Source organism: Dactylosporangium cerinum (genome assembly GCF_042653625.1).
Taxonomy (GTDB): Bacteria; Actinomycetota; Actinomycetes; order Mycobacteriales; family Micromonosporaceae; genus Dactylosporangium; species Dactylosporangium cerinum.
In genome coordinates this window covers 346,940-370,427 of the sequence record NZ_JBHSIU010000011.1, presented here as the reverse complement: position 1 = coordinate 370,427, position 23,488 = coordinate 346,940, and the positions used below count along the sequence as shown (strand labels likewise).

At 71.3% G+C, this 23,488-nt stretch carries 22 protein-coding genes; 5 read left to right on the top strand and 17 right to left on the bottom strand.

Features of this window, described 5'->3' with window-relative positions:
* Positions 1 to 110: 110 nt before the first annotated feature.
* From ACFPIJ_RS10660 to ACFPIJ_RS10650, 3 genes are all read left to right on the top strand, one after another.
* Positions 111 to 1,373, top strand: coding sequence for an acyltransferase family protein (locus tag ACFPIJ_RS10660; RefSeq protein WP_380114548.1), 1,263 nt, complete (start codon positions 111 to 113; stop codon positions 1,371 to 1,373).
* Positions 1,370 to 2,017: a hypothetical protein gene (locus ACFPIJ_RS10655; protein WP_380114547.1), complete on the top strand. Its 648-nt coding sequence runs from the start codon at positions 1,370 to 1,372 to the stop codon at positions 2,015 to 2,017. The genes ACFPIJ_RS10660 and ACFPIJ_RS10655 overlap by 4 nt, the downstream gene beginning before the upstream one ends.
* A 145-nt stretch (positions 2,018 to 2,162) precedes the next feature.
* Complete coding sequence (locus tag ACFPIJ_RS10650) at positions 2,163 to 2,288, top strand: hypothetical protein (protein ID WP_380114546.1); 126 nt, start codon at positions 2,163 to 2,165, stop codon at positions 2,286 to 2,288.
* A gap of 213 nt (positions 2,289 to 2,501) precedes the next feature.
* On the opposite strand, the gene ACFPIJ_RS10645 is transcribed toward ACFPIJ_RS10650, so the two are convergent.
* From ACFPIJ_RS10645 to ACFPIJ_RS10620, 6 genes are read right to left on the bottom strand one after another with little or no spacing between them, the layout of a single operon-like run.
* Positions 2,502 to 3,746, bottom strand: a complete 1,245-nt coding sequence (locus ACFPIJ_RS10645; RefSeq protein ID WP_380114545.1) for a sugar efflux transporter — start codon at positions 3,744 to 3,746, stop codon at positions 2,502 to 2,504.
* A gap of 5 nt (positions 3,747 to 3,751) precedes the next feature.
* Entirely contained in the window at positions 3,752 to 4,639 is an 888-nt protein-coding gene (locus ACFPIJ_RS10640; RefSeq protein ID WP_380114544.1) for a glycosyltransferase, read from the bottom strand.
* Entirely contained in the window at positions 4,636 to 5,805 is a 1,170-nt protein-coding gene (locus ACFPIJ_RS10635) for a glycosyltransferase family protein (protein ID WP_380114543.1), read from the bottom strand. The genes ACFPIJ_RS10640 and ACFPIJ_RS10635 overlap by 4 nt, the downstream gene beginning before the upstream one ends.
* Positions 5,802 to 7,373 carry a GMC oxidoreductase gene (locus ACFPIJ_RS10630; protein ID WP_380114542.1) on the bottom strand — a complete coding sequence of 524 codons (1,572 nt, stop codon included), beginning with the start codon at positions 7,371 to 7,373 and terminating at the stop codon, positions 5,802 to 5,804. Before ACFPIJ_RS10630 ends, ACFPIJ_RS10635 begins: the two co-directional genes overlap by 4 nt.
* Before the next feature lie 19 nt (positions 7,374 to 7,392).
* Positions 7,393 to 8,034, bottom strand: coding sequence for an HAD family hydrolase (locus ACFPIJ_RS10625; RefSeq protein ID WP_380114541.1), 642 nt, complete (start codon positions 8,032 to 8,034; stop codon positions 7,393 to 7,395).
* Complete coding sequence (locus ACFPIJ_RS10620; protein WP_380114540.1) at positions 8,034 to 9,464, bottom strand: adenylosuccinate synthetase; 1,431 nt, start codon at positions 9,462 to 9,464, stop codon at positions 8,034 to 8,036. The genes ACFPIJ_RS10625 and ACFPIJ_RS10620 overlap by 1 nt, the downstream gene beginning before the upstream one ends.
* Positions 9,465 to 9,936: 472 nt before the next feature.
* Here ACFPIJ_RS10620 and purB point away from each other — a divergent pair, with 472 nt between their 5' ends.
* Entirely contained in the window at positions 9,937 to 11,244 is a 1,308-nt protein-coding gene (purB, locus tag ACFPIJ_RS10615) for an adenylosuccinate lyase (RefSeq protein ID WP_380114539.1), read from the top strand.
* Positions 11,241 to 12,095 carry a 23S rRNA (adenine(2030)-N(6))-methyltransferase RlmJ gene (gene rlmJ / locus ACFPIJ_RS10610; RefSeq protein WP_380114538.1) on the top strand — a complete coding sequence of 285 codons (855 nt, stop codon included), beginning with the start codon at positions 11,241 to 11,243 and terminating at the stop codon, positions 12,093 to 12,095. Before purB ends, rlmJ begins: the two co-directional genes overlap by 4 nt.
* A 13-nt stretch (positions 12,096 to 12,108) precedes the next feature.
* Here the strand turns inward: rlmJ and ACFPIJ_RS10605 are convergent, their stop codons facing one another.
* From ACFPIJ_RS10605 to ACFPIJ_RS10555, 11 genes are all read right to left on the bottom strand, one after another.
* Entirely contained in the window at positions 12,109 to 12,831 is a 723-nt protein-coding gene (locus ACFPIJ_RS10605; RefSeq protein WP_380114537.1) for an SDR family NAD(P)-dependent oxidoreductase, read from the bottom strand.
* Between the two features lie 26 nt (positions 12,832 to 12,857).
* Positions 12,858 to 13,169, bottom strand: a complete 312-nt coding sequence (locus ACFPIJ_RS10600) for a VOC family protein (RefSeq protein ID WP_380114536.1) — start codon at positions 13,167 to 13,169, stop codon at positions 12,858 to 12,860.
* The gene (locus tag ACFPIJ_RS10595; protein ID WP_380114535.1) at positions 13,166 to 14,149 is read right to left on the bottom strand and encodes an LLM class flavin-dependent oxidoreductase; all 984 of its coding nucleotides are present in this window, start codon (positions 14,147 to 14,149) and stop codon (positions 13,166 to 13,168) included. The genes ACFPIJ_RS10600 and ACFPIJ_RS10595 overlap by 4 nt, the downstream gene beginning before the upstream one ends.
* Entirely contained in the window at positions 14,146 to 15,123 is a 978-nt protein-coding gene (locus ACFPIJ_RS10590) for an enoyl-CoA hydratase/isomerase family protein (protein ID WP_380114534.1), read from the bottom strand. Before ACFPIJ_RS10590 ends, ACFPIJ_RS10595 begins: the two co-directional genes overlap by 4 nt.
* 9 nt (positions 15,124 to 15,132) lie before the next feature.
* On the bottom strand, positions 15,133 to 16,125 hold the full coding sequence (locus ACFPIJ_RS10585) for an LLM class flavin-dependent oxidoreductase (protein ID WP_380114533.1): 993 nt from the start codon (positions 16,123 to 16,125) through the stop codon (positions 15,133 to 15,135).
* Positions 16,122 to 17,654, bottom strand: a complete 1,533-nt coding sequence (locus ACFPIJ_RS10580) for a class I adenylate-forming enzyme family protein (protein WP_380114532.1) — start codon at positions 17,652 to 17,654, stop codon at positions 16,122 to 16,124. Before ACFPIJ_RS10580 ends, ACFPIJ_RS10585 begins: the two co-directional genes overlap by 4 nt.
* Positions 17,651 to 18,643 carry an LLM class flavin-dependent oxidoreductase gene (locus ACFPIJ_RS10575; protein ID WP_380114531.1) on the bottom strand — a complete coding sequence of 331 codons (993 nt, stop codon included), beginning with the start codon at positions 18,641 to 18,643 and terminating at the stop codon, positions 17,651 to 17,653. The genes ACFPIJ_RS10580 and ACFPIJ_RS10575 overlap by 4 nt, the downstream gene beginning before the upstream one ends.
* Positions 18,640 to 19,716 (bottom strand): LLM class flavin-dependent oxidoreductase, encoded by a 1,077-nt coding sequence (locus tag ACFPIJ_RS10570; protein WP_380114530.1) that lies wholly within the window; start codon positions 19,714 to 19,716, stop codon positions 18,640 to 18,642. The genes ACFPIJ_RS10575 and ACFPIJ_RS10570 overlap by 4 nt, the downstream gene beginning before the upstream one ends.
* Positions 19,717 to 19,800: 84 nt before the next feature.
* Complete coding sequence (locus tag ACFPIJ_RS10565) at positions 19,801 to 20,754, bottom strand: acyl-CoA dehydrogenase family protein (protein WP_380114529.1); 954 nt, start codon at positions 20,752 to 20,754, stop codon at positions 19,801 to 19,803.
* Positions 20,755 to 20,767: 13 nt separating this feature from the next.
* Positions 20,768 to 21,919 carry an acyl-CoA dehydrogenase family protein gene (locus ACFPIJ_RS10560; RefSeq protein ID WP_380114528.1) on the bottom strand — a complete coding sequence of 384 codons (1,152 nt, stop codon included), beginning with the start codon at positions 21,917 to 21,919 and terminating at the stop codon, positions 20,768 to 20,770.
* Positions 21,906 to 23,438, bottom strand: a complete 1,533-nt coding sequence (locus ACFPIJ_RS10555) for an AMP-binding protein (protein ID WP_380114527.1) — start codon at positions 23,436 to 23,438, stop codon at positions 21,906 to 21,908. Before ACFPIJ_RS10555 ends, ACFPIJ_RS10560 begins: the two co-directional genes overlap by 14 nt.
* Positions 23,439 to 23,488 lie beyond the last annotated feature (50 nt).

Below are 23,488 nucleotides of genomic sequence, written 5' to 3'. Positions count from 1 at the left end.
GGGTGGTCGGGCCCACTGCCGTCCGCCCACCGCCGCGCTCCAGGCAGCACGGCGGTCCTCTCCGCGGCCCGCAACGCACACGCGGGACGCCATCGCCATCAGGAGCGCGCATGTCCGCACCCACCTCGAACCCGACCCGACATCGCAGCAGACACCGGTTCGGCGGCCACGGCACCCTCGAGGCCTGCTACGCCGGCCGCGACAACGGCATCGGATGCATCCGGCTCACCTTGGCCGTGGCCGTCGTCGTCGCGCACGCCACCTCCCTCGGCTTCGGCTGGGAGGACCTCGGCCACTCGCAGTTCCGGCGACAGACCAACGTCGGCACCCTCGCCGTCTTCGGGTTCTTCGTGCTGTCCGGGCTGCTCATCACCCGCAGCGCCGCACGGACCCCGATCGGCCGGTTCGCCTGGCATCGCGCGCTGCGTATCCTGCCGGGCCTGTGGGTGTGCCTGCTCGTCACCGCGTTCGTCGTCGCGCCGGTCGTGGCGCTGCACGAACGCGGCACGCTCGCCGGGTTCCTCGACGGTCCGCGCGGACCGGTGCAGTACGTGTCGAACAACTGGTTCGTCGGGGTCCGCCAGTACGGCATCCACGACCTCCTCGCGGCCTCGACACCGTGGGGGCGGGAGACGAGCAGCAGCGTCTTCAACGGTGCGCTGTGGTCGCTGATCTACGAGTCGGCCTGCTACGCCGTGGCCGGGCTGGTCGCGGTGACCGGCGTGCTGCGGCGGGTGCCGTGGCTGCTGCCGGTCGCCGCCGCCGTCCTGTACCTCCGGATCGTCGCCGACCAGGTGCAGTCGCGGCTGCCGGTCGGGCCACCGGCCAGGCATTACGGCTCGACCACGCTGCCGTTGTTCGGTGCGGTCTCCCACCAGTGGCTGATGTACCTGGGATTCGCGTTCCTGCTCGGCGCGGTCCTCGAGGTGCACCGCACGCGGGTGCCGATCCATGACGGCCTCGGTGTCGCCGGCGTGACCGTGCTCATCGGGTCGCTGCTGCTCGGCGGGTTCTTCGTCGTCGGGCTGCCGGCCCTGGCCTACGTGCTGGTGTGGGCGGCCGTCCGGATACCCCGCCGGCTGCGCCGGGTCGGGCAGGACAACGACTACTCGTACGGCGTGTACATCTACGGGTTCGTCGTCCAGCAGGCCCTCGCCACGTTCGGCGCGGCACGGCTCGGCTACGCGGGATTCACGGCGTTGTCGCTGCTGCTCACCGCCGGCCTGGCGGTTGCCTCGTGGCACCTGGTCGAGCGGCGGACCCTGGCACTCAAAGGCTGGCGGCCCAGACGCCGATCAGGGCATCCGGACGGGCTCCAACGCGAGAGCGACTCCCCCTCCGTGCGACATCCCGTGTACCGTTCGCCCGGTTGAGCGGGAACCGCGGCATCTGGGACGATGCCGGTGTCGGACGACGATCGCAGGCGACGAAGCGGGCGGATGTGGCAGCGGACTTCACCGGACGGCTGCGCGGACTGGTGTGGTCCGCGTCGGCGCTGCTCGCCGGTGTGTGCGCGCTGCTGGTCGCGGAAGTGCTGATCGCCCGGCTGCTCACCCACGCGCACGAGGCCGCCCACGGCATGCCCGCCGGGCTGCCGCACGTCCACAATCAGGCGCTGGCGTCGGCGCTGCTGATCGGCTGCCTGCTGCTCGCCTCGACGGGCGCGGCCGCGGTGGCCGCGAGACGGCGGCACGCCACCCGGCCCGTTGTCCTGTCGGCCAGCGGCCTGTCGATCGTGTCCTTCCTCGTCGGTCATACCGTCGTGTACGGGGCTGGCAGCGTCGCCCGGACCTGGCCGCTGCTGCTCGCCGGGGCGGCGATCCACGCCGGAGTCGGTGCCTGCGCGGGGTTGCTGTGGCGGCGCTGGCTCGACGGCGTGCGCCTGCCTGTCCCGCGTCCGGTCGCAGCGCCTGCCGCGCGGCCGCCGCACAGCACCGCCCGTGGTCCGGAGCCGTTGCGCGCCCTGTGGTGGACCGCGTCGGTCTCGGGGCGCGCCCCGCCGCTGCGCCAGGTGTGACCTGCCGGGACGCCGAGCGTCCCGGGCACAACCTCCCTGCGCACCGGGCCTCGCCCGGGAGCGGACCGTCCGAGTTGCGCACCGTCGCCCGGCCGGGGCTCCCGCAGCCCGATGCCGCGCTGCGACAAAACGGACGGAGCATCTTTTGGAACCTGACAAACATGACGACGAGGAGTCGACCAGCGTCCCTGGCGCCGGAACGCTCGTGCTGATCGGTGTGGTGGGGATCCTGATCATTGTGGGCTTCCTGTACACCGTCATGACCGGTTGACGGTGGTGTGCCACCACCCCTGACGCTGTGGCGGTTGCGAGGCGGGGCACCGGCGTGCAACAGACGGTGCCCCGCCTCGACGCTCAACGTGTACGCAGAACCACGTCGGTCCCGGCGTGCCGCCAGTAGCCGATCCACCTCAGCTGTGGTGGTCGCTCGGGAGCCCGCCGAAGTTCCCGGCACCCCGCAACGGAGCCCACCCGCTACGCGCGCCTACGTGGCCGGGCCCGGGGAGGCGGTGGCCGGCACGCTGGCCTGCGCCTGGTCGCGGGCCCGGGTCAGCCGCGCGGCGGCGGCGAGGAACACCGTGGCCGCCGCGGCCAGGGCCGCGCAGACGAAGAACACGTCGGTGAATCCCAGCCACTCGGCGACCACGCCGGCGGTGGTGCCGCCGAGCAGGATGCCGACCTGGAACGAGCTGGTGTACAGGGAGGACGCCACGCCGACCCGGTCGCCCATCGCGTCCTGCAGGATGGTCACCGGAATGCTCAGGACGATCGCGGTCCAGAACGCGTTCGGCAGTTGCAGCAGCAGGAGCCCGGCCTTGGAGTGCACGAACGGCAGCGCGGCGAAGAAGATCGTGGCGCAGGCGGTGGCGGCCAGCACCAGCCGCCACTTGCCGATGCGGTCGGCGTGCCGGCCCAGCAGCAGGATCACGCCCACCTCCAGCGCGGCGCAGAAGCCGAGCAGCAGCCCGGTGAAGCCGGTGTCGAGGCCGAGGTCGCGGGTGACGAAGAGGGCGATGTTGATCTGATAGATGATGTTGACGGTCAGCATGAGCATGACGGCCAGGATGAGCAGCCACAGTGAGCGGCCGATGCCGGTGAACGGGTTGCCCTTGGCGGTGCGCTTCGTCACGGTGTCGGTGAGGTCGGGCAGCAGCCAGCGGCACACCACGCCCGAGGTCACGCAGAGCACCGCGATGATCAGGTACAGCGTCGTGAAGCCCCGGACGGCGATCAGGAAGAAGCCCAGCGGCGGTCCGACGATCCAGCAGGCCGACGTGATCGAGCGCAGCACCGAGTTGAGCAGCGTGGGGTTCAGCGCGCGGGCCGAGGCGAAGTCGCGGTTGTAGGCGAAGAGCTGCGCGAAGCCGGAGCCGCCGATGGCGAAGAGGACCGCGCCGACGGCGAAGAGCACGTAGTAGTTGCGGATCGTCGCGTAGGCGAGCGCGCCGCCGGCGGAGACGAACGAGCACAGCGTCAGCAGCGCGCGGCGGTTGCCGGTGCGGTCCGACAGTGCGCCGAGGGTCAGCCCGGCCACCACCTCCAGCAGCCCGCGGCCGGTGAAGTAGAGCCCGATCATCAGCGGGGTGGCGCCGATCGCGGTGGCGAGGAAGAGGCTCGTGGAGGTGTTCATGACGGCGCCGACGAGGCCGACGAGGGCCGTGTTGGCCATGATGCGCCGCAGGGCACCGTCGCGGATCAGGTGCGCGAGGCCCGGGTTCGTGCTGTCCATGGCGGTCACCCGTTCCCGCGCGCCGCGAGGTACTCCGCGCAGGACGGCAGGTTCTGGTCGCGGATGATCTGCTCGATGAGGAAGTTGTCGTGGTCCGGGCGCAGACGCGTGATCGGGGTGTCGTACTTGGCGGCGAAGTAGTGGTGGTTCGCCTTGGCGCTGCGGGTGTCCTCCTTGGGGTGCGGGCAGTGCACCGCGGCCGCGTCCCGGCTGAGCAGGAACCGGGCTCCGGCGCGATGCAGCCGGTACGCCAGGTCCACGTCCTCACCGCCCCAGGACCGGTACGCCTCGTCGAACATCCCGACCGCACGGGCCTGGGCCGTGTTCACCGACACGTTGCAGGTCCAGAAGACCAGCCACGGCGCCGCGAGGGTCCACAGCTGCTCGCCGTACCGCTCGTAGTAGTAGTCCCGGATGTCGGGCAGCGAGCGGTCCCGCGCGAGCCGTTCGATGGTGCCGTCCGGGTCGGCCGGGTCGACGCTGCCCGGGGGTGGCGTGTTCGTCGACGGCGCGGCCCAGACGTAGCCGATGACCGCGGCGGGGCCGGCCGTCTTCTCGTGTGCGGCGCAGTGCGCGGTCAGCGCCCGCGAGCTGAGCACCACGCCGGAGTCGACGAAGACGCTCACCGGGCCCCGCGCGTCCCGCAGGCCCAGGTTGCGCGCCTGCGCCGCCCGGAAGCCCTCGTCCTCCTGGTAGAAGTACCGGATGCGCAGCCGGTCGGCGTAGCCGGCCACCAGCGCGTCGGTGCCGTCGCTGGAGCCGTCGTCGGCCACGATCACCTCGAAGTCGTCGACCGGCATGTCCTGCCGCACGAACGAGTCGAGGGTGTACCGCAGCAGCGCGGCCCGGTTGTACGTCGGCACGATGACGGTGCAGCGCGGCGGTGCGGTCATGATGTTCTTCCCTCGTAGGCGGGTGACGGCTTCCGATTCACCAGTTCCTCGATCGCGTCGACGATCATCGGTACCGGGTCGTTCGAGACATGGTCGCGCAGCGCGCCGACGGACTTCGCATAGCGGCCCTGTGCGCACTGTTCGACGAAGTCCCGGACGGATTCCTCGCGGATGTCGTCGTTGCGGGTGCCGATTCCGTGCTGCTCGGCCGTCGCCGCGCACCAGACCTGGTCATAGGTCGGCGCCGGCACCAGGTACATCGGCACCTGGAGCAGGATGCATTCGCTGATCAGGTTGTAGCCCGCCGAGGCGAACACGTTGTCGCACCGCAGCAGATCCTGCAGGAAGCTGTCGCGGCTCGCCGGCCGGTATGAGACGTTGTCGTATTCCGAGGTGATCCCGTCGACGTTGCCCGGCAGGTACACATGCAGTTCCCGCTCCGGGAAACATCTGCCGAACACCTCGCCCAGTCGTTTCGCCAGGTGGATGTTCCGGTCGCTGAAATACTCCAGGAAATACGCGACGGAGAGGCCCGACTCGCCCCTGTCGCGTTGTTGGGCGCTCAACCGCAGCACGTCGCTGGAGATGATGGGTGGGGTGATGGTGACCCGCCGCCGGGTCCGCCCTCGCGGTGGGGCGTCGATCGGGACGAAGGATCCGCTGAACGACTGCTGGGCCCGTGGCGCGAACAGCTGCATGCGCTGCCGCTCCACGCGTGCGGAGAATCCGTGCAGATCGGGGAACTCCAGGAACCGGTACTTGCTCTGCTGTTCGAGGGTGACCAGCGGTTTGCGCTCCAGATAGGAGAAGTAGGCCGAGCACGGCTCGAAGTCGGAGATGTACAGGTCGGGTTCGCCGAACTGCTGTTTCATGGCGGTGCGGGCGGCGGCGACGGTCCGGGCGCTGCGCGCGAGCCGGGGCACCTCGGCCCGCAGGATGCCGCCCCATTGCAGGTGCCGGGGTCCCCCGAACATGCTGGGCATGACCACCTGGTAGACCGGGAACTCCAGCGGGGTGAAGATTTCCGACGCGCGGCCGGTCGCCAGGATCGCGACGGCGTTGCCCCGGCGGGCCAGCTCCCGGGCGATGCGCAGTTGCCGGGTCGAGTGTCCCGACCCGATGCCGTTGACGCCGATGCAGATCCTGGCTCCGGTCGGCTGGGTCATCGCCGCACCGCCGGCTGCGGCGCGTCCGCGGTCGTGGCGAGGTGGCGCGCGAGGCGCAGGCACAGGGCGGTCATGGTGAGCATGGGGTTCCAGGAGCCGCGGGTCGGGAACAGCGCCCCGCCGGTGACGTAGACGTTGTCGGCGTCGTGCAGGCGGCCGTCGAGGTCGGTGACCGCGTCGGGCCGGCCGCCCATCCACAGCGTCCCGGTCTCGTGGACCGCGAAGGGCATCCGCCGGTCCGCGGGCACCTCGTCCACCCACGCCTGGTCGGCGTGGGACCAGTACTCGGTCTCGGCGTCGCCGACCATCAGGGAGATCAGGTCCGCGGCGGCGCGGTCCATGGCGTCCCAGACGGCCCGGTCGGCCGGGCCGAGCCGGAAGGTGCCGACGGTGACCCCGTCGCTGTCCACGCTGATCCGGCTGGCCGGCTCGGCGTGGGAGGCCGCCAGTTCGGCGAGGCCGTGCACGAGGATGACGACGTGGCCCGGGTCGCAGACCCGCTCCGGGGTGCCGCGCCCGAACATGTCCGGCATCAGCCGGTAGATCTCCTCGAGGTCCCGGTCCGGATCGGCGGTGGCGCTGGCGCTGACGTGCAGATGGAACTGGCGGTCCCCGGTCGCGGCGTCGACGTACAGCGCGGCGAGCTCGGCGTGGTCCTCGGACAGGCCCGGGAACGCCGATCGCGGCACCCGGCAGGCGAACCAGCTCGCGGTGTTGCCGGCGAGGTTGCGGCCCACCCGGTCGGCCGCAGCCGGCAACGAGTCCAGCATCAGCCGCGTCGCCTCGGTCGTGCCCAGCGCGAGGATCACCCGCGCCGGCCCGGTCGGCAGCGTGCCGAGGCCGGTCTCCAACGCGACCGCGCGGCGCCCCTCGAAGCGCACCCGCCGCACGTGGCAGCGGGTGACCACGGCCGCGGTCTGCGGGTGCCGGCGCAGCGTCCGCAGCAGCAGCGGCACGGCGCTGAACTTCCGCGTCCCGGCGGGCCCGGGGACGCCGGCCGCCAGCTGGGCGTCGAGTTCGTCCTCCTCGACGGTGGGCAGCACGTGCGCGATGTCGCCGGCGCCGGCGTGGATGCGCTTGCGCAGCTGCCGGTGCAGTTCACCGAAGGCCGGGTTCAGCGTTTCGGCCGGCCGGACGCCGAGGAGCTCCCGCGCCGCCGGCCACTCGCGTTCGAGGTCGTCGACGACCGCGGCGGGCCAGCCGCGCAGCTGATGCCGGGCCGGTTGCGGGCAGGACCCGCTCCAGAACAGCGTGCGCCCGCCGAGGTAGGGCACCTGCGCGACCACGTCGAGGTCGCCGTCGGACCGCCACGGTGCGGCCACGGCCTGGTCCATCAGCGGCTGGTAGGCCAGGCCGAGGTTCTGCACGTGGTCCGGGAGCAGGTACGGGCCCTGCTCCAGCAGCAGCACCCTGGCCTGCGGCTGCTCCCGCAGCACCTGGTGCGCCACGATCGTGCCGGTGCAGCCGGCGCCGACGATCACGTAGTCGAACTGCCTGGCCGCGACGTCGGCGAAGTCGGCGAACAGGTGCTCGTCGACGCCTGCGGTGGTGGTGTGTGCTGTGCTCATTCGCTCGCTTCCTGCTCGGTCACAGCCACCGGCATGCGGCGGTCAGGTCGTCGTCGAGGTGCACGTCCACCGCGGCCAGCACGGCGGGGGTGGCGCAGCCCACGGCGATGGACAGGTCGGCCTCGCCGAACATGGGCAGATCACCGGCGGAGTCGCCGATGGCCACGACGTGGGCCGCGCCGAAGCGCTCGCGCGCCAGCTTGGCGTGCGGGCCCTTCTCGTGCTCGTCGACCTCGATGAGCGCGACGCCGGTGCACAGGCCGTCGACCGTGGCGAGGTCGTTGGCCACGCACCAGTCGACCCGGAACTCCTGCTCGAACCGCCGGGTGAGCACCCGCAGTCCGGTGGAGATGAGGACGATCCGGTACTCCCGCTCGCGCAGCCGCTCGAACAGCTCCGTCACGCCGGGTCGCAGCGGGACCGTGGCGGCGATCTCGCACAGCCCCGCGTATGACATCCCGGCCAGCAGCTGGGCGTCCAGGTCACAGAACTCCTGGTAGGTCAGCTCGCCGGACTGGAAGCGGTGCAGGTTCCGCTCGCCCTCGCCGGCCCAGCGGCCGTGGTGTTCGAGCAGGTACTGCCAGATGGACCGCACCGTGGTCAGGGTGCCGTCGACGTCCAGCAGCGCCAGCCGCGGCGCCGGCGGCGCGTCCGCCGTCATCACCGCACCAGCTCGCTGAAGCGCGTGCCGGGCCGCACGAGCATGTCCACGTCCCGCGGGCCGGTGGTGACCGCGCCCACCTCGGCGCCCAGGTACGCGGCGATGAACTCGACGAACTCCCGCGCCTGCACCGGCAGGTCGGCGAACGACGTGGCCGCGCGGGTGGAGCTCAGCCAGCCGTCGAAGTAGCGGTACACCGGCCGGCTCCGGCTCAGCTCGGCGTGCTCCGGCGCGAACTCGGTGATCAGTTCGCCGTCGCGTTCGTAGGCCACGCAGACGCCGACCTGCTCGAACTCGTCGAGGCAGTCCAGCTTCGTCAGCACCACCGACGTGAAGCCGTTGAGCTCCGCGGCCCAGCGGGCGTGCACCAGGTCCAGCCAGCCGCAGCGGCGGGCGCGGCCGGTGGTGGTGCCGAACTCGGCGCCGGCCGCCCGCAGCCGGGTGCCCAGTTCGGCGTGGTCCTCGGAGACGAACGCGCCGTTGCCGACCATGGTCTGGTAGACCTTCAGCACGCCGACGCGGTGGTCGATGCGGGCCAGGTCGAACCCGGCGCCGGAGGCGACCGAGTAGGCGGCCGTCGGCGCGGTCGTGACGTACGGATAGATGCCGTGCTCCAGGTCGATGACCGGCCCCTGCGCGCCCTCGAACAGCACCGACAGGCCGCTGCCGACCAGGTCGTCGATGAGCCTGACCGAGTCGACCTCACGGTCGAGGAGGAGCTTCTTGTGCTGGTCCAGCCAGCTCAGGTTCGCCTCGGCGTGCTCGGCGTCCAGATCGAAGAAGTCGACGTTGGCGCGGACCCGGTTCTCCACGGCGGACCAGTCGCGCAGGTCGGTGACCCGGATACCCACCCGGTTGACCTTGCTGATGTTCGCCGGGCCGACGCCGCGCCGGGTGGTGCCGATGGCGTCGCCGCGGCGTTCCTTCAGGCCCTCCTCGCGGGCGTCCACGAACCGGTGCAGCGGCAGGATCAGGTGCGCCCGGCCGCTGACGAACACGCGGTCGGCGATGTCGGGCATGACCGGCCCGAACGCGGTGAGCTCCTCGCCGAACCGTTCCGCGTTGAGCAGCACGCCGTTGCCGAGGATGCCGATGGTTCCGGGATGCCGCATCCCGGAGGGGATGATGTGGTTCTTGACCGTCACCTCGCGCCCGTCCGCGTCGAGGAAGACGGTGGTGTGTCCGGCGTTGTCGCCACCCTGGACGCGGACGATCACGTCGTGGGTGCGGGCCAGGCGGTCGGTCATCGCGCCCTTGCCGCCGTCTCCCTGCTGCAGATCGCCCACCCAGGTGGTCTGCGCGCGGGTCGCGCGTGGCACGCCGTCGCGGAAGACCACGGCGAGACGTTCGCGCCGGCGTCTGGCCCGCATATAGGCCAGCAGCGGTGCGTCGATGTCATCGACATGTCCCAGAGAGAAAGCATGATTCATGAGGGGACTGTCATGCATGACAGATCCCCGGCCCCCGTAGCCGTGCATCGACCATCCTTTTTGCATCAAGTTGTGAGAGCGATTTCACAACACTGCCGTGACATGCAGGTTGCGGGTCGGCAGCCATGGCAACCCGTCACACCTGAACAGCAGGTGTACCTGGCCCGAGGACCTCCAGGATTGGATGTCCGGATCCGGGACAGGTGACTCAGTCGTGCGAGAAACCGCTCTCCCAGGAGTCGATATCTCGGCCGGAACGACTGACGGTCGAACCGTATCGGAAGATCCACGCATCGGGAAGTCGCGATGCGAGGAGCGACCAGAATATGGGATCTTCATGCACGGGCGACAATGCCACGTACAGAATCGACTGCCGCCGCCCGGCAGAATCCGGTGACGGCGACAGGCAACACCACACGGCGCCGTCGCGGCGTCCGTGCCGATCGGACAGTTCCACGGGGGAGCTGCGAAAATGCTGGAACGCTATGCCCTGCCCGAGATCAGCCGGGTCTTCTCCGACGAGCACAGATTCGAGCTGTGGCGGCGCGTCGAAACCGAGGTGCTCCGCGCGCAGGCCGCACTCGGCGAGGTGCCCGAGTGGGTCGTGGACCCCGTGGGCCGCACGCCGGCGCCGCCCCCGGAGGCCGTCGCGGCCTGCGAGGCGGTGACCCGGCACGACGTCATCGCCTTCCTCACCGCCTGGTCGCGGCGGGTCGAACCACCCGAGGCCGCGGCCTACATCCACTTCGGCATGACCTCCTCGGACCTCGTCGACACCGCGCTGTCGCTGCAGCTCGTCGAGGCGAGCGACATCCTGCTGCGCAAGGCCGACACCCTCGTCGCCGTGCTGCGCGACCACGGCCTGGCCCACCGCGGCACCGTGCGGGTGGGCCGCACCCACGGCATCCACGGCGAACCGACGGTGTGGGGCCATCGCGTCGCCGACTTTGCCTTCGCCGTCGCCCGCTCACGCGACCGGCTGCGCCAGGCCGCCGACGCGGTCGCGGTCGCCAAGCTGTCCGGCCCCGTCGGCACCTACAGTTCGATCCCGGCCCCGGTCGAGAGCCGCGCGGCGGCCGCGCTCGGACTGCGGCCCGCCGACACCGCGACGCAGGTGTACCTGCGCGACAACGTGGCCGCCTGGGTCAACGCCCTCACCGTCCTGGCGACCGTCTGCGAGGCGATCGCGGTGGAGATCCGGCACGGCCAGCGCACCGAGGTGGGCGAACTCAGCGAGCGCTTCGCCGACGGGCAGAAGGGTTCCAGCGCCATGCCGCACAAGCGCAACCCGGTGACGTCCGAGCGGATCTGCGGGCTGGCCCGGATCGTGCGGGCCCAGGCGGTCCCGGTCATGGAGGGCATCGCGCTGTGGCACGAGCGGGACATCTCCCACTCCAGCGTCGAACGCATCGCGCTGCCCACCGCCGCCGTGCTCACCGACTATCTGCTGCACGCGACCGCCACCACCATGCGCGACCTGGTGGTCGACAAGGAGCGGATGTCGGCCAACGTCGACCTGACCGGAGGCCTCGTCTACAGCTCCACGGCGCTGCTCGCGCTGATCGCCGACGGTCGGCCCCGCGAGCAGGCCTACGCGCTGGTGCAGACCTCGGCCCGGCAATCCTGGCAGGACCGCCTGCCGTGGCGGGACGTGCTGCGCCGGCAGGCGAAGGAACTGGACATCGCGCTGAACGAGGAGCTCCTGGACCGGTGCTGCACCCCCGAACACCACGTGCGTGGCCTCGGTCCCGTCTTCGACCGCCTGGCGGCGCTGCGATGACGGCCACGCCCGCCCCCATGCGCTACCGGCACTCCACCCACGCCGGCAACCACGGCGACGTGTTCAAACACCTCGTCCTCAGCCGGCTGCTGCGGCACGCGCCGCGGACCGCCGGGCCCGGACTGACCTATGTGGACAGTCATGCCGGCAGCGGGCTCTACGACCTGACCGCCACGGGTGACGTCGCGGCCGGCGCGTGGACGCAGGGCATCGGCCGGCTCTGGCAGGCCACCGACGCACCCGACGCCTGCGGGGACTACCTCACCTGCATACGGGAACTCAACCCCGACGGCGTGCTGCGCTACTACCCGGGCTCACCCGAGGTCGCCCGACGGCTGACCGGACCGCACGACAGCCTGGTGCTGTGCGAGAACCAGCCCGAGGTCGGCGCGCTGCTGCGGGACAACTACCGCGGGGACCGCCGGGTCACCGCCGTCCTCGCCGACGGTTGGCAGGTGCTCGGCGCGCGACCGGCGACGCCGACCGGCCACGTGCTGCTGGTCGACCCGCCCTACCGGTCCGCCGACGATCCCGAGCGGGCGGTCGCACTCATGCGGGACGCGGTCCGCGCGGCACCCGACGCGGTGGTCGCCGTCTGGTACCCGATCGAGCACGGACTCGACCTCACCGCGTTCCACCGGTCGCTGCGCGACAGCCACCCCGCCCGCCTGCACTGCGCCGAACTGCGGGTGCAACCGGTCGCGGCCGGCCGGTGGCTGAGCGGGTCCGGCCTGGCCGTCGCCAACGCCCCCAAGGCCGTGATCGACGAACTGGCCGAACTGCTGCCGTGGCTGGCCGCGCTGCTCGACCAGGGCGACGCCGGCTGGTCGTTGCGGGCCGTGCCGGGCTGACCGCCGCGACCGGTCAGCGGGGCGCCATCCGCAGGGCACCGTCCAGGCGGATGACCTCACCGTTGAGGTAGTCGTTGGCGACGATGGACAGCACCAGGGCGGCGTACTCGGCCGGGGTGCCGAGGCGGGCCGGGAAGGGCACACCGGCGGCGAGGCCGGCGCGGTACTCCTCCGAGACGGTCTCCAGCATCGGCGTGGACATGATGCCCGGGGCGATCGTCATGACCCGGATGCCGTGCTGGGCGAGGTCGCGGGCGGCGGGCAGGGTCAGGGCGGCGATGCCACCCTTCGACGAGGCGTAGGCGGCCTGGCCGATCTGGCCGTCGTACGCGGCGACGGACGCGGTGTTCACGATCACGCCCCGCTGCCCGTGCGCGTCGGGTGCCGTCGCCGCCATCCGTTCGGCGGCCAGGGCCATGACGTTGAACGTGCCGATCAGGTTCACCTGCACGACCTTCGCGTACATGGCGAGGTCGTGCACGCCGGCGCGGCCGACGATCCGGGCCGACGGGGCGATCCCGGCGCAGTTCACCACGACCCGCAGCGGTGCGGGGCCACCAGCCGCGACCGCGACGGCATCCCGGACCGCGGAAGGATCCGTCACGTCGACGTCGATGGCGCCCTTCAGGTCGAAGCCGTGCACGGTCGCCCCGGCCGCGGTGAGCGCGGCCGCCGTGGCCGCGCCGAGACCGGACGCGGCACCGGTGACGATGGCGGCGGTGTTACTGAGGTCCACCGGATCTCCTCCAGAAAAAGTGACGGTCATGGCAGCCGTTCGTACAGCACGACCGGGTTGCCGCCCGGGTCGGTGATCAGCACCCGCCGTTCGTGCGGTCCGGTCACCACGTCCTCACCGGTGTAGCCGAGCGCGGCGAGGTCGTCGACCTGGATGCTCAGCACGGTCTGTGGCACCGGCTGCTGCGAGGCGTCCGCGAGGCCGATGGTGACCGCGCCGTCGGTGACCGCGGCGTACCGGTCACCGTCGCGGAACCGGATCGTCAGCCCGAGGTGCGTGTAGAACGCCAGCTGCTCGTCCAGCGAGGCGGCGGGGACGATGATGTGACCGATCTTCATGGGCGGAACCTCGGCATGACCTCGCGGGCGAACCGCTCGACGATCTCGATCGAGCGGGCGATGGGCAGCCCGAGCCACTGGGCCCGGAAGACGAAGTGGTTGAAGCCGGCGTCGGCGAAGTCGCGCACCTTCGCGGCGATGTCGTCGGGCGAGCCGAAGAACAGCGCCTTTTCCTTGATGCCCTCCCACTGCGTCTCGAAGTAGTCCATGCCGTACTGGACGTACTCGCCGTAGGAGCGCTGGACCGCCTCGCCGGCGATGGCGTAGGCGTCGTCGAACGAGTCGGCGACGCACAGGTCCCGGTGGATCGGGAAGACCGCGCCGTCCTCGGAGAAGCCCGCTGCTGAACGAAGGCGCCGGTAGTCGGCCAGGTTGCCGACCGCCCAGTTGCGGCGCACATTGGACGGGGCGAGCCACGGCAGCCCCTGGTTCGCGATCCGGGCGATGCCGATCGGGCCGTTGGCGCCGACCCACACCGGCGGGTGCGGCCGCTGCACCGGCAGGACGCTGCACGTCACCCCGTCGAGCTCGAAGTGCTTACCCTTGTGGGTGACCGGTGCGCCGGTCCACAGCTGCCGCATCACGTCGAGTGCCTCGTTCATCCGGGACACCCGGGTACGTCGTTCGATGCCGAACGAGGCGAACTCGTCGTCGCGGTAGCCGGAGCCGATGCCCAGGACGAACCGGCCGCCGGACATCTGGTCGATGGTGGCGATCTCCTCGGCCCAGTGCACGGGGTGCCCGAGCGGCAGGATGAGGATGCCGGTGCCGAGTTCCATCGTGCCGGAGTGGTCGATCAGGCGCGACAGCAGCGGCAGCGGCTGCGGCGTGGACAGCGACGACAGGTAGTGGTGGATGCCGAAGACCGAGTCGTAGCCGAGGTCGCGGACGTGCTGGACGTACTCGACGATCTCGCCGGTGCGCCGGTGCAGGTCGTCGCCGGGCTCGTACTGGTGGTCCAGCAGGATGCCGAACTTCACGCGGGATCCTCTTGTGACCGCGACTCGCTGAGCCGGAAGTAGGGCGCGACCATCCGGTCCCGGTCCTCGAGGGCCTGCCGGATGCCCTTCTCACGGCGCTCCTTGAGGAAGTTCCAGTCGCCTTCGTCGAAGCTGACGTTGGTGGCCCAGCCGTGCCCGACCCAGCCGGTCATCGCGCCGAGTCCCTTGCCGCGGGCCTCCATCACGACCTGCATCATCGACTTGCCCATCATCAGCGAGTCCAGGGGCATCACGGCGATCGCGTCGGTGTAGTCGTCGACCCAGCGCTGCAGGTCCTCGCGCGGGACGACCTTCGTGACCAGACCCTTGCGCTCGCCCTCCTCGGCGCCGATGGCGCGCATGGTGAGCATGACGTCCTTCATCGTGGTCAGGCCGACCTTCTCGATCCAGTGGTACATGTCCTGCGGGGCCGGGCCGAGGTAGCGGAACGCCGGATGGGTGAAGCGGGCGTCGGGCGCGGCGATGACGATGTCCGCGGACAGCGCGATCTGGAAGTGCCCGCCGTAGCAGTACCCCTGGACCTGGCAGATGGTGGCCTTCAGCGACTCGATGATCGGCCGGGTGAAGCCGGAGCTGAGGACGTTGCGGTCGGGCAGGATGCGCTGCCGTTGCGCGGGGCGGCGCCGCGACGCCTTGTCGGTGCCGGACCTGTAGCCGATGTAGTGGCCGAGTTCGGCGGCGTCCGCGCCGGTGCCGAAGTGCTCGCCCTCGCCCTTGAACACGATCACCTTGACCCGGTCGTCGGCCTCGGCCTCCCGGACCAGGTCGCCGACCCGCTCGAACGCGGCGACCGGGATCGCGTTGAGCCGGTCCGGGCGGTCGAAGGTGATGGTGGCGACGGACCGCGCCTCGTCGACGTCGTAGCGGACGTACTTGGCGAGGACCTCCGGGTCGACCTCCATGTTCTCGACGTCCCACTGGTTTTCCAGGAGCTCGGCTTCGGTCTTCTTCACGGCGATTCCTTACTGACGACGAAAAGCGGGGAACACTTCGGAGGCGAACAAGCGCAGCGAGGCGCGGACCTGCTCGGTGGGCATGCCGAGCCAGCCGGGCCGGAAGATGAGATGGTCGAAGCCCAGGTCGCGCAGGGCGCTGATGCGTTCGATGAGGAACTCGGGCGAGCCGAGCAGCAGCGTGTTGCGGACCAGCTCGTCGAACCGGTCGCGTTGCCACCGCAGCGCCGGGTACTCCGCGTAGGTGGAGTACTCGACCCGGGCGTGCGGCAACGCCTCCTCGACGGCCCGTTCCGTGCTCGGCGCGCAGTACAGCTCGACGCCGACGGGCCGCGAGATCCTGGAGACGTCGCGGCCGTACTCAGCGAGGGCGTCGTTGTAGACGGCAAGGTGCTCGGGCAGAAACCGTTTACTGGGCGAGTTGCCGGGCGCGTACCAGGCGTCGCCGAGCCGGGCGGCCCGCCGGACGGCCTTCTTGCCGCCGGCGCCGATCCAGATCGGCGGCCCGCCCGGGGTCAGCGGCCGGATGCCGATGGTGGCGCCGGTCTGCGGGTAGAACTCGCCGTCGCTGGTGACCGGTTCCCCGCTCCACAGTGCCCGGATGAGCCGCAGGCTCTCGTCCAGGCGGCGGAAGCGGGTCTCCGGGTCGATGCCGAACGCCGCGAACTCGTTGTCGCGGTAGCCGGCGCCGACGCCGAGGACGACCCGGCCGCCGGACAGGTGATCGAGGGTGGCGAACTCCTCGGCGATGTGCGCCGGGTGGAACATCGGCAGCAGCAGGATGCCGGTGCCGATGAGCATGTCGCCGGAGCGCGGGATGAGGCTCGCGGTCATCGAGATCGGCTGCGGGGTGTTGAGGTTGGACTGGAAGTGGTTGATGGTCCAGACCGAGTCGTAGCCGAGTTCGGCGGCCAGTTCGACGGTGCCGAACAGGTCGCTGAGGTGCTTGCCGAGGTCGTCGCCGTGCGGGTACTGGTGCGACGCCATGATCCCGAACTTCATCGGTGCTCCTCTGCGGCGGCCCGGCTGATCTTGCCGGTGGTGCTGCGTTCCAGGGCGGGCACGAACTCGATCCGTCGTGGGGTCTTGAAGTGGGCGAGGCGCTCCCGGGCGAACGCGACGAGCCGTTGGGCGAGGTCGTCGTCGGCGATGGTGTTGTCCTCGGCGCGCACGACGAGCGCCACCGGGATCTCGCCGAGCCGGTCGTCGGGCCGGCCGAGCACCCGCACATCATGAACGAGCGGGTGCTCCCGCAGCTCGTCCTCGATCTCCTCGGGCCACACCTGGAACCCACCACATTTGATCATGTCCCGCTTGCGCCCGACCAGGAACAGCACACCGTCGGCGTCGACGTAACCCATGTCGCCGGTGTGCACCCAGCCGTCGCGGACCAGCTCGCGGGACGCCTCGGCGTCCTCGACGTAGCCCTTGGTGAGTTCGGAACGCACGACCACCTCACCCTCGGCGCCGGTCGGCAGGGCCGTGCCGTCGCCGTCGCGGATCTCCAGGTCGACACCAGGGTAGACGCGGCCGGCGGAGCCGGGCTTCCATCGGCCGGCCTTCATGTCCCGGCTGTTCCAGCCGGCGATGTGACCGGCCTCGGTCGAGCCGTAGTTGACCAGGATCGGCACCCGGTAGCGCTCCTCGAAGGCGCGCCGGACCGGCCACGAGATCGCCTGCCCGGCCACCAGGACCGACTTCACGCCCTGGAACGGCAGGTCCCGCTCCGCGTGGACGATGTCGTAGACCATGGTCGGCAGGAAGAAGAAGTTGTCGAAGGCGAACCGGTCCATGAGCTCGGCGAGCCGGTCGACGCCGAAGCGTTCCCAGACCACCGCGGGCCGGCCGACGAAGAACGCGAAGAGCAGCGAGTGCTGGCCCCCGCTGTGGAACAACGGCAGCGCGATGAGGTTCGCCTTGGCGTCGCCGGCGGCGGTACCTTCGGCGTCACTGCCCGTGGAGACCCTGGCGAGGCGTTCCAGGGAGGCGCGGGTGCCGCCGTGGGTGACCCGGACCGACTTCGGCCGGCCGGTGGTGCCGCCGGTGGACAGGATGCAGGCCTCGGCGTCCTCGGCGACGTCCACGGCGGGGACGCTGACCTGCCGCCGCCACACCAGGTCCGGCACCCCTTCGACCGGCCCGCCGACGGCGCGGACCGCCACGGCCGCGTCCTGCGCCAGATACGCCGCGACGATCTCGGGCCGGCGCTCGTCGACGAGCAGCAGCCGCGGCCGGCTCTTGGCGAGGGACTCGGTGAGCTCGGCGGTGTTGTACAGGCTGCTGACGGTGACCGGGACGGCGCCGATCTTCCAGGCGCCGAACAGGAAGAAGACGATCTCGGGTCCGTTGGTGAGGTAGCAGGCGACCCGGTCCCCCGCAGCCACTCCTTCGGCGCGCAGGGCGGCGGCGACACCACCGGCGAGCCGGTCGACCTCTTCGAACGTCCAGGACCGGCCGTCGTCGCCGTGCAGGGCGGTCACCTGCGGCCGGTCGGCGGCGCGGCCTTCGAGGATGCGGGCGAGGTTGGTCATCGCGGCGCCCCCGCACTGACCCGCGGGATGATCTCGGCGCCGAAGCGGGCGAGCTGCTCCATGGCCTCGTCCTGGCCGGCGCCGACGAACTGGTGCCGCAGCGACACCTCGGTGATGCCGAGCTCGGTCTCCCAGCGGTGCAGCTTCGTCACGATCTCGTCCGCGGACCCGACCAGGCAGTCCTCCGCGAGGTACCGGTCCACGTCGATGGCCTGGGCGTCGTCCCAGGACTTGTAGCCGGCGTACTGGCGCTGCAGGTGCGGCCGGACCGCGGCGACGGCGGCCGCGTAGGTGTCGCCGACGCACGCCTCCCGGCTCATCGGGTAGTCCCGCGAAGGGCTGTGGCCGTGTTCGGCGAGGGTGTCGCGGTAGACGCCGAGCAGCCGGGCGAGTTCGGCGTCGTCGCCCTTCGGGCCGATGAGCCACGGGGTGTCGAGGCGGGCGGCGCGGCGCACGGCGGCCTCGGCGAACGCGCCGATCCACAGCGGCGGCCCGCCGGGCTGCGCGGGGCGCAGGGCCAGGGAGGCGCCGGGGACCTCGCCCCAGCTGCCGGCGGCGTCGAGGGTCTCGCCGCGCCACAGGGCCCGCAGCAGCGGGACGTAGTCGCTGAGCCGGCGCAGCCGGTCGTCCCACGCGACACCGAAGGCGGCGGTCTCGCGTTTGCGGTAGCCGGCGCCGAGGCCGACGGTGAGCCGGCCGCGGGTCAGCACGTCCAGCGTGGCGAGGTCCTCGGCGAGCGCGATCGGGTTGAGCAGCGGGGCGAGCAGGACGCCGAAGCCGATCCGGACCCGGCTGGTGGCCGCGGCGAGGTAGCCCGCCAGGGGGACCGGCTGGACGAACGCCGACTTGGCCAGGTAGTGGTGGCCGAGGTAGACGGCGTGGAACCCGGCCGCCTCGGCGGCGGCGGCCTGGGCGAGCACGTCGTCGAGGCCGGCGGTGGCGGACGCTGCCGGGTCGAACTGGGCGCTCAGGAAGCAGCTGATCCTCACCCGACGACCGCCGCGGTCTTGGTGCGTGCCTGGGCGCGGAAGTGCGGGATCACCTTCGCGGCGAACTCCTCCATGGAGCGCAGCGCGGCGGCGCGGTCCAGCGTCGGGATCCGCAGCCAGCCGATGTAGTGGTTGATGCCGAGCTGTTCGCGCAGCATCTCGATGGTGTCGATGACCTGCTGCGCGGAGCCGAAGTTGCCGCCGTGGGTGAGGGTCTGCTCCAGGGTGAGCAGCTCGATGTTCTTGGCGACCGCCGCGTAGTAGGCGCGTTCCTTCTCGATCGCCTCCTCCGAGCCTGGGATGACCTTGCCGACGGACTTGTAGTACTGCATCGCGGCCTGGGCGGCCTGGCGCAGGCCCGCCTCACCGTCGCCGCACCACACCTGCTGCATGAACGGCAGGTCGTAGGTGGCGATGTCGTGGCCATTGTCGCGCATGGCCTGCTGGTACAGGGCGAAGTTCTTCTGCATGATGCCCAGCGGGGTGAAGTTCGGCGAGGTGATGATCGACTCCCCGACGGCGCCGCGTTCGCGGAAGCTGTCCGGGGAGACGGTGCCCTGCAGGATCGGCGGCCCGCCGGGGGTGAACGGCCGCGGGTAGGTGGTGATGTTGTCGTAGTGGAAGATCTCGCCGTGGTAGGAGAAGTTCTCCTGCGACAGGGCGAGCCGCAGGATCTCCAGGCTCTCCTGGTAACGCTGCTTCGACTCCTCCAGGGGCACGCCGAAGCCGGCGAACTCCGACGGCTGGTAGCCGCGGCCGACGCCGATGGACACCCGGCCGCCGCTGAGCACGTCGAGGGCGGCGATGTCCTCGGCGAGGCGCAGCGGGTGGTGCAGCGGCAGCACGAGCACGGCGGTGCCGATGGTGATGCGCTTGGTCCGCTCCGCGACGGCCATGCCGAAGTTGATCGGGCTGCCGAGGATGCCGTACTTGGAGAAGTGGTGCTCGGCCAGCCAGATCGAGTCGAAGCCGAGCTCGTCGGCCAGCTGGATCTCGTCGAGCGTCTCCCGCAGCACCTGGTGGTCCGAGGTGCCCTCGTTCACCGGGAACAGGTTCATGATGCCGAACTTCACGATCTCTCCTCGTTTATTCCGACCAGCCGGTATGTTACTGCCACCGGACTGGACTCCGCAAGACAAACGCAGAGGCCAGGACGCCTATGCGAGGCGGGACTGCACCCGCAGGGCGCCGACCCGGCGGCGGTGCCAGGCGCCGGTGCCGAGCACCGCGTCGAGCACCAGCGCGCGGCGCAGGAACAGGTGCGGGTCCGCCTCCATGGTGATGCCCATGCCGCCGTGCACCTGGATGCAGCGCTCGGCGGCGAAGACCGCGGCCCGGCCCGCCGCGGCCTTGGCGGCGTGCACCTGGATCTCCGCGTCGGCGCGGCCGTTGTCGACCGCCCAACCGGCGTACAGGGTGAGGTCCCAGGCCGCCTTGCGCGCCGTGGCGGCCTCGGCGAGCTGGAACGCGACCCCCTGGTAGGAGCCGATGACCCGGCCGAACTGCTCGCGGGTGCGGGCCTGCCCGGCGGCGAGGTCGATGGCGCCCTGCGCGACCCCGCACAGTTCGGCGGCCACGACCAGGGTGGCCCGCCACGGCCCGGCGCCGGCCGGGGTCTTGTCGTCCGGCCCGGTCAGCGTCACGTCGGACAGCGGCACCGACGGGTCGAGGGACTGCCGCGCGACGATCCCCTCGGCGGCGGCGATCCCCACCCCGTCGGGCAGGAGCACCGCGAAGCCGTCGGCCTGCGCCGCGAACCGCACCAACGCGTCCATCACCGGCGTGAGCACCCGCTCCCCCGACAGGACGTCCTCGGGCACCAGGGATCCGCTGAGCAGCTGCACCGCGGCCGCGTGCGCCGGGAACCGGCTCGGCACCAGGTGCTCGCCGAGGACCTCGACGGCGACGAGCAGGTCGATGAGGTCCGAGCCGATGCCACCGGCCAGCTCCGGCACCCCGAGGAGGCCGAAGTCGCGGAGCAGCGGGCCGTCGCATGCCGGCGCCCGCCAGCCGGCGTCCAGGGCGGTGCGGGCGGTGACCCCCTCCCCCTCGGCGAGGGACCGGACGGTCTTGGCGATCTCCAGTTGTTCCTGGGTGAATGTCGCGCGCATGGCAGGGCTCCGCTCAGCGTGACCGCGGCAGGTTGAGCACCCGCTCCGCGAGGATCGACTTCTGGACTTCCTCGGTGCCGCCCTCGATGGTGTGCGCGCGGGCGCGCAGGTAGCGGCGCATCCGGGCGGCGGCGCCCGGCCCGTCCAGCAGCACCCCGCCGCTCTCGTCGAGCTGCACGGCGAGCCGGTTGGCGTTCTGCACGACCCCGGCCCACAGGCTCTTGAGCGCCGAGGTCTCCGGGCCGGGGACGCCGCCGGCCTGGGTCTCGCCGAGCATCCGCATCGAGCCGATCCGGACCGCCTCGGCGTCGCACTGCAGCTGCCCCACGGTGTCCAGGAACGCGCTGTCCCCCGCCACGCCCCGCTCGACGGCGACGTCGATGACCCGGTCGACCGCCTGCCGGGCCCACACCCACAGGTTCAGCGCCATGCTGCCGCGCTCGAACGCCAAGGTGGTGAGCGCGACCTTCCAGCCGTTGCCAACCCCGCCGAGCACGTCCTCGTCGGGCACGAACACGTCGTCCAGGAACATCTCGTTGAACTCGGTGTCCCCGTTGATCATGACGAGGGACCGCACGGTGAACCGGTCCATCGGGGCCAGCAGGTAGCTGATGCCCTGATGTTTCGGCGCGGCGGCGTCGGTACGGGCCAGCAGCAGGCACTTGCTGGCGTTGTGCGCGTTCGAGGTCCAGATCTTCGAGCCGTTGACGAGCCAGCCGCCGTCCACCTTCGTCGCGGCGGTGCGCAGGCTGGCCAGGTCGGAGCCGGAGCCGGGTTCGCTGAAGCCCTGGCACCAGTACTCGTCGCCGCGCAGGATGCCGGGCAGGTGCCGGGCCTGCTGCTCGCGGGTGCCGTGCGCGATGATCGTCGGCCCGGCCAGCATCATGCCGACGCCGTTGAGCGGGTAGGGCGCGCCGCGGACGGCGGCCTCCTCGTTGAAGATCGCCTGCGCGAGGGAGTCCAGGCCGCGGCCGCCGTGCTCGGCCGGCCACGACAGTCCGGCCCAGTTGCCGGCGCACAGCCGGTCCTGCCAGACCCGCGACCAGTGCTCGCGCTGCTCCTGGGTCAGGTCCTCCTGGTCCGGCACGTCGCGCAGCGCCTCGTCGAGCCAGCCGTCGGCCTCCCGCCGGAACGCCAGGTCGGTGTCGCTGTCATCGAAGTCCATTGGCGGAGACCTCCTCTGCCGGGGTGAGCCGGGTCTTGTACAACTTGCCGTTGGGATCCCGCGGCAGCGCCTCGTGCAGCACGTAGGTGCGGGGGCGCTTCGGTTTCGCCAGCCGGGTCTCCAGGTGCGCCCGCAGCGCCGCCACGACGGTCTCCCGGTCGGGTGCGCCGTCCAGCAGCGCGATGTGCGCCTGGGGCACCTCGCCGAACTCGGGGTCGGGCGCGCCGATGACGGCGGCGTCGGCGACCCAGTCGTGGGTGAGCAGCGTCGCCTCGATCTCGGCCGGGTAGACGTTGACCCCGCCGACCAGGATCAGCTCGGCGGCCCGGCCGGTGATGTAGAGGAAGCCGTCCTCGTCGACGTGCCCGACGTCCCAGACGGTCATCAGGCCGTCGCGGCGGGCGCCGTCGGTCTTGCCCGGGTCGTTGTGGTACTCGACCTTGTCGTTGCCCTGACGCATGTACACGATGCCGGTCTGCCCGACGGGGACCTCGAGGCCCTGCTCGTCGAGGATCTTCAGGGTCGAGATCGAGGCGGGCCGCCCGACCGTGCCGGGATGGGCCAGCCACTCGTGCGGCCGGGCGACGGTGGTGCCGACCTCGGTCGAGCCGTAGTACTCGTACACGACGGGTCCGAACCAGTCGAGGATCCGCTGCTTCACCTCCCGCGGGCACGGCGCGGCACCGTGCAGCACGTAGGCGATCGAGGAGATGTCGTAGCGCTCACGCGTCTCGCGGGGCAGCTGCAGCAGCCGGTAGAAGTGCGTCGGCACCATGCTCGTGCCGGTGACGCGCTGGTCCTGGACCCGGCGCAGGAACCCCTCCGGGGTCCAGCCGTCCATCAGGACCAGGGTGCCGCCGGCGTGCAGCGCGCCCATCGCCGGGGTGATGTTGGCGGAGTGGTAGAGCGGCGCCGAGACGAGCCACGACGCGAACGCGGACCGCTGCATCCCGAACTCGTTGAACAGCCACACGTAGGTGCGCGCGCCGGCGTCCGCGTCGATCCCGCTGAGCGGGCGCTTCACGCCCTTGGAACGGCCGGTGGTGCCGGAGGTGTACATCATCAGCGAGCCGGCCGGGGTGTCCCGCGGGCTGGTGTCGGGCATGCCGGCGGTGAGCTCGGCGAGGTCCTTGCCGTCGACGTACACGCGGACCCCGGCCGGGGCGGCGGCCTTGACCACGTCGTCGACCCGCTCCGAGCAGACGACGACCTTGGCGCCGCTGTCGGCGAGGATGTAGGCGACCTCGGGCTCGGTCAGGTGGTAGTTGAGCGTCACCAGGTACAGGCCGGACTGCATCGCGGCGAGGTACAGCGCCACCATGCCGGGGCTGTTGGTCATCACCGCCGCGACGGTGTCGCCGACCCGCAGGCCCGCACGGGTCCGCAGGCCGTGCGAGAGCCGGTTGACCTCGGCGAACAGCTCACCGTAGGAGATCCGCCGGTCATCGGCGGTCACGATCGCGCACAAGTCCGGTTCGGCGGCTGCCCACAGCCGGAAACCGGTCCGGTCCTCCGTCATCGGACTCCTTGAACTAAATTCCGACCATCCGGTATGTTGTTGCCCAACAG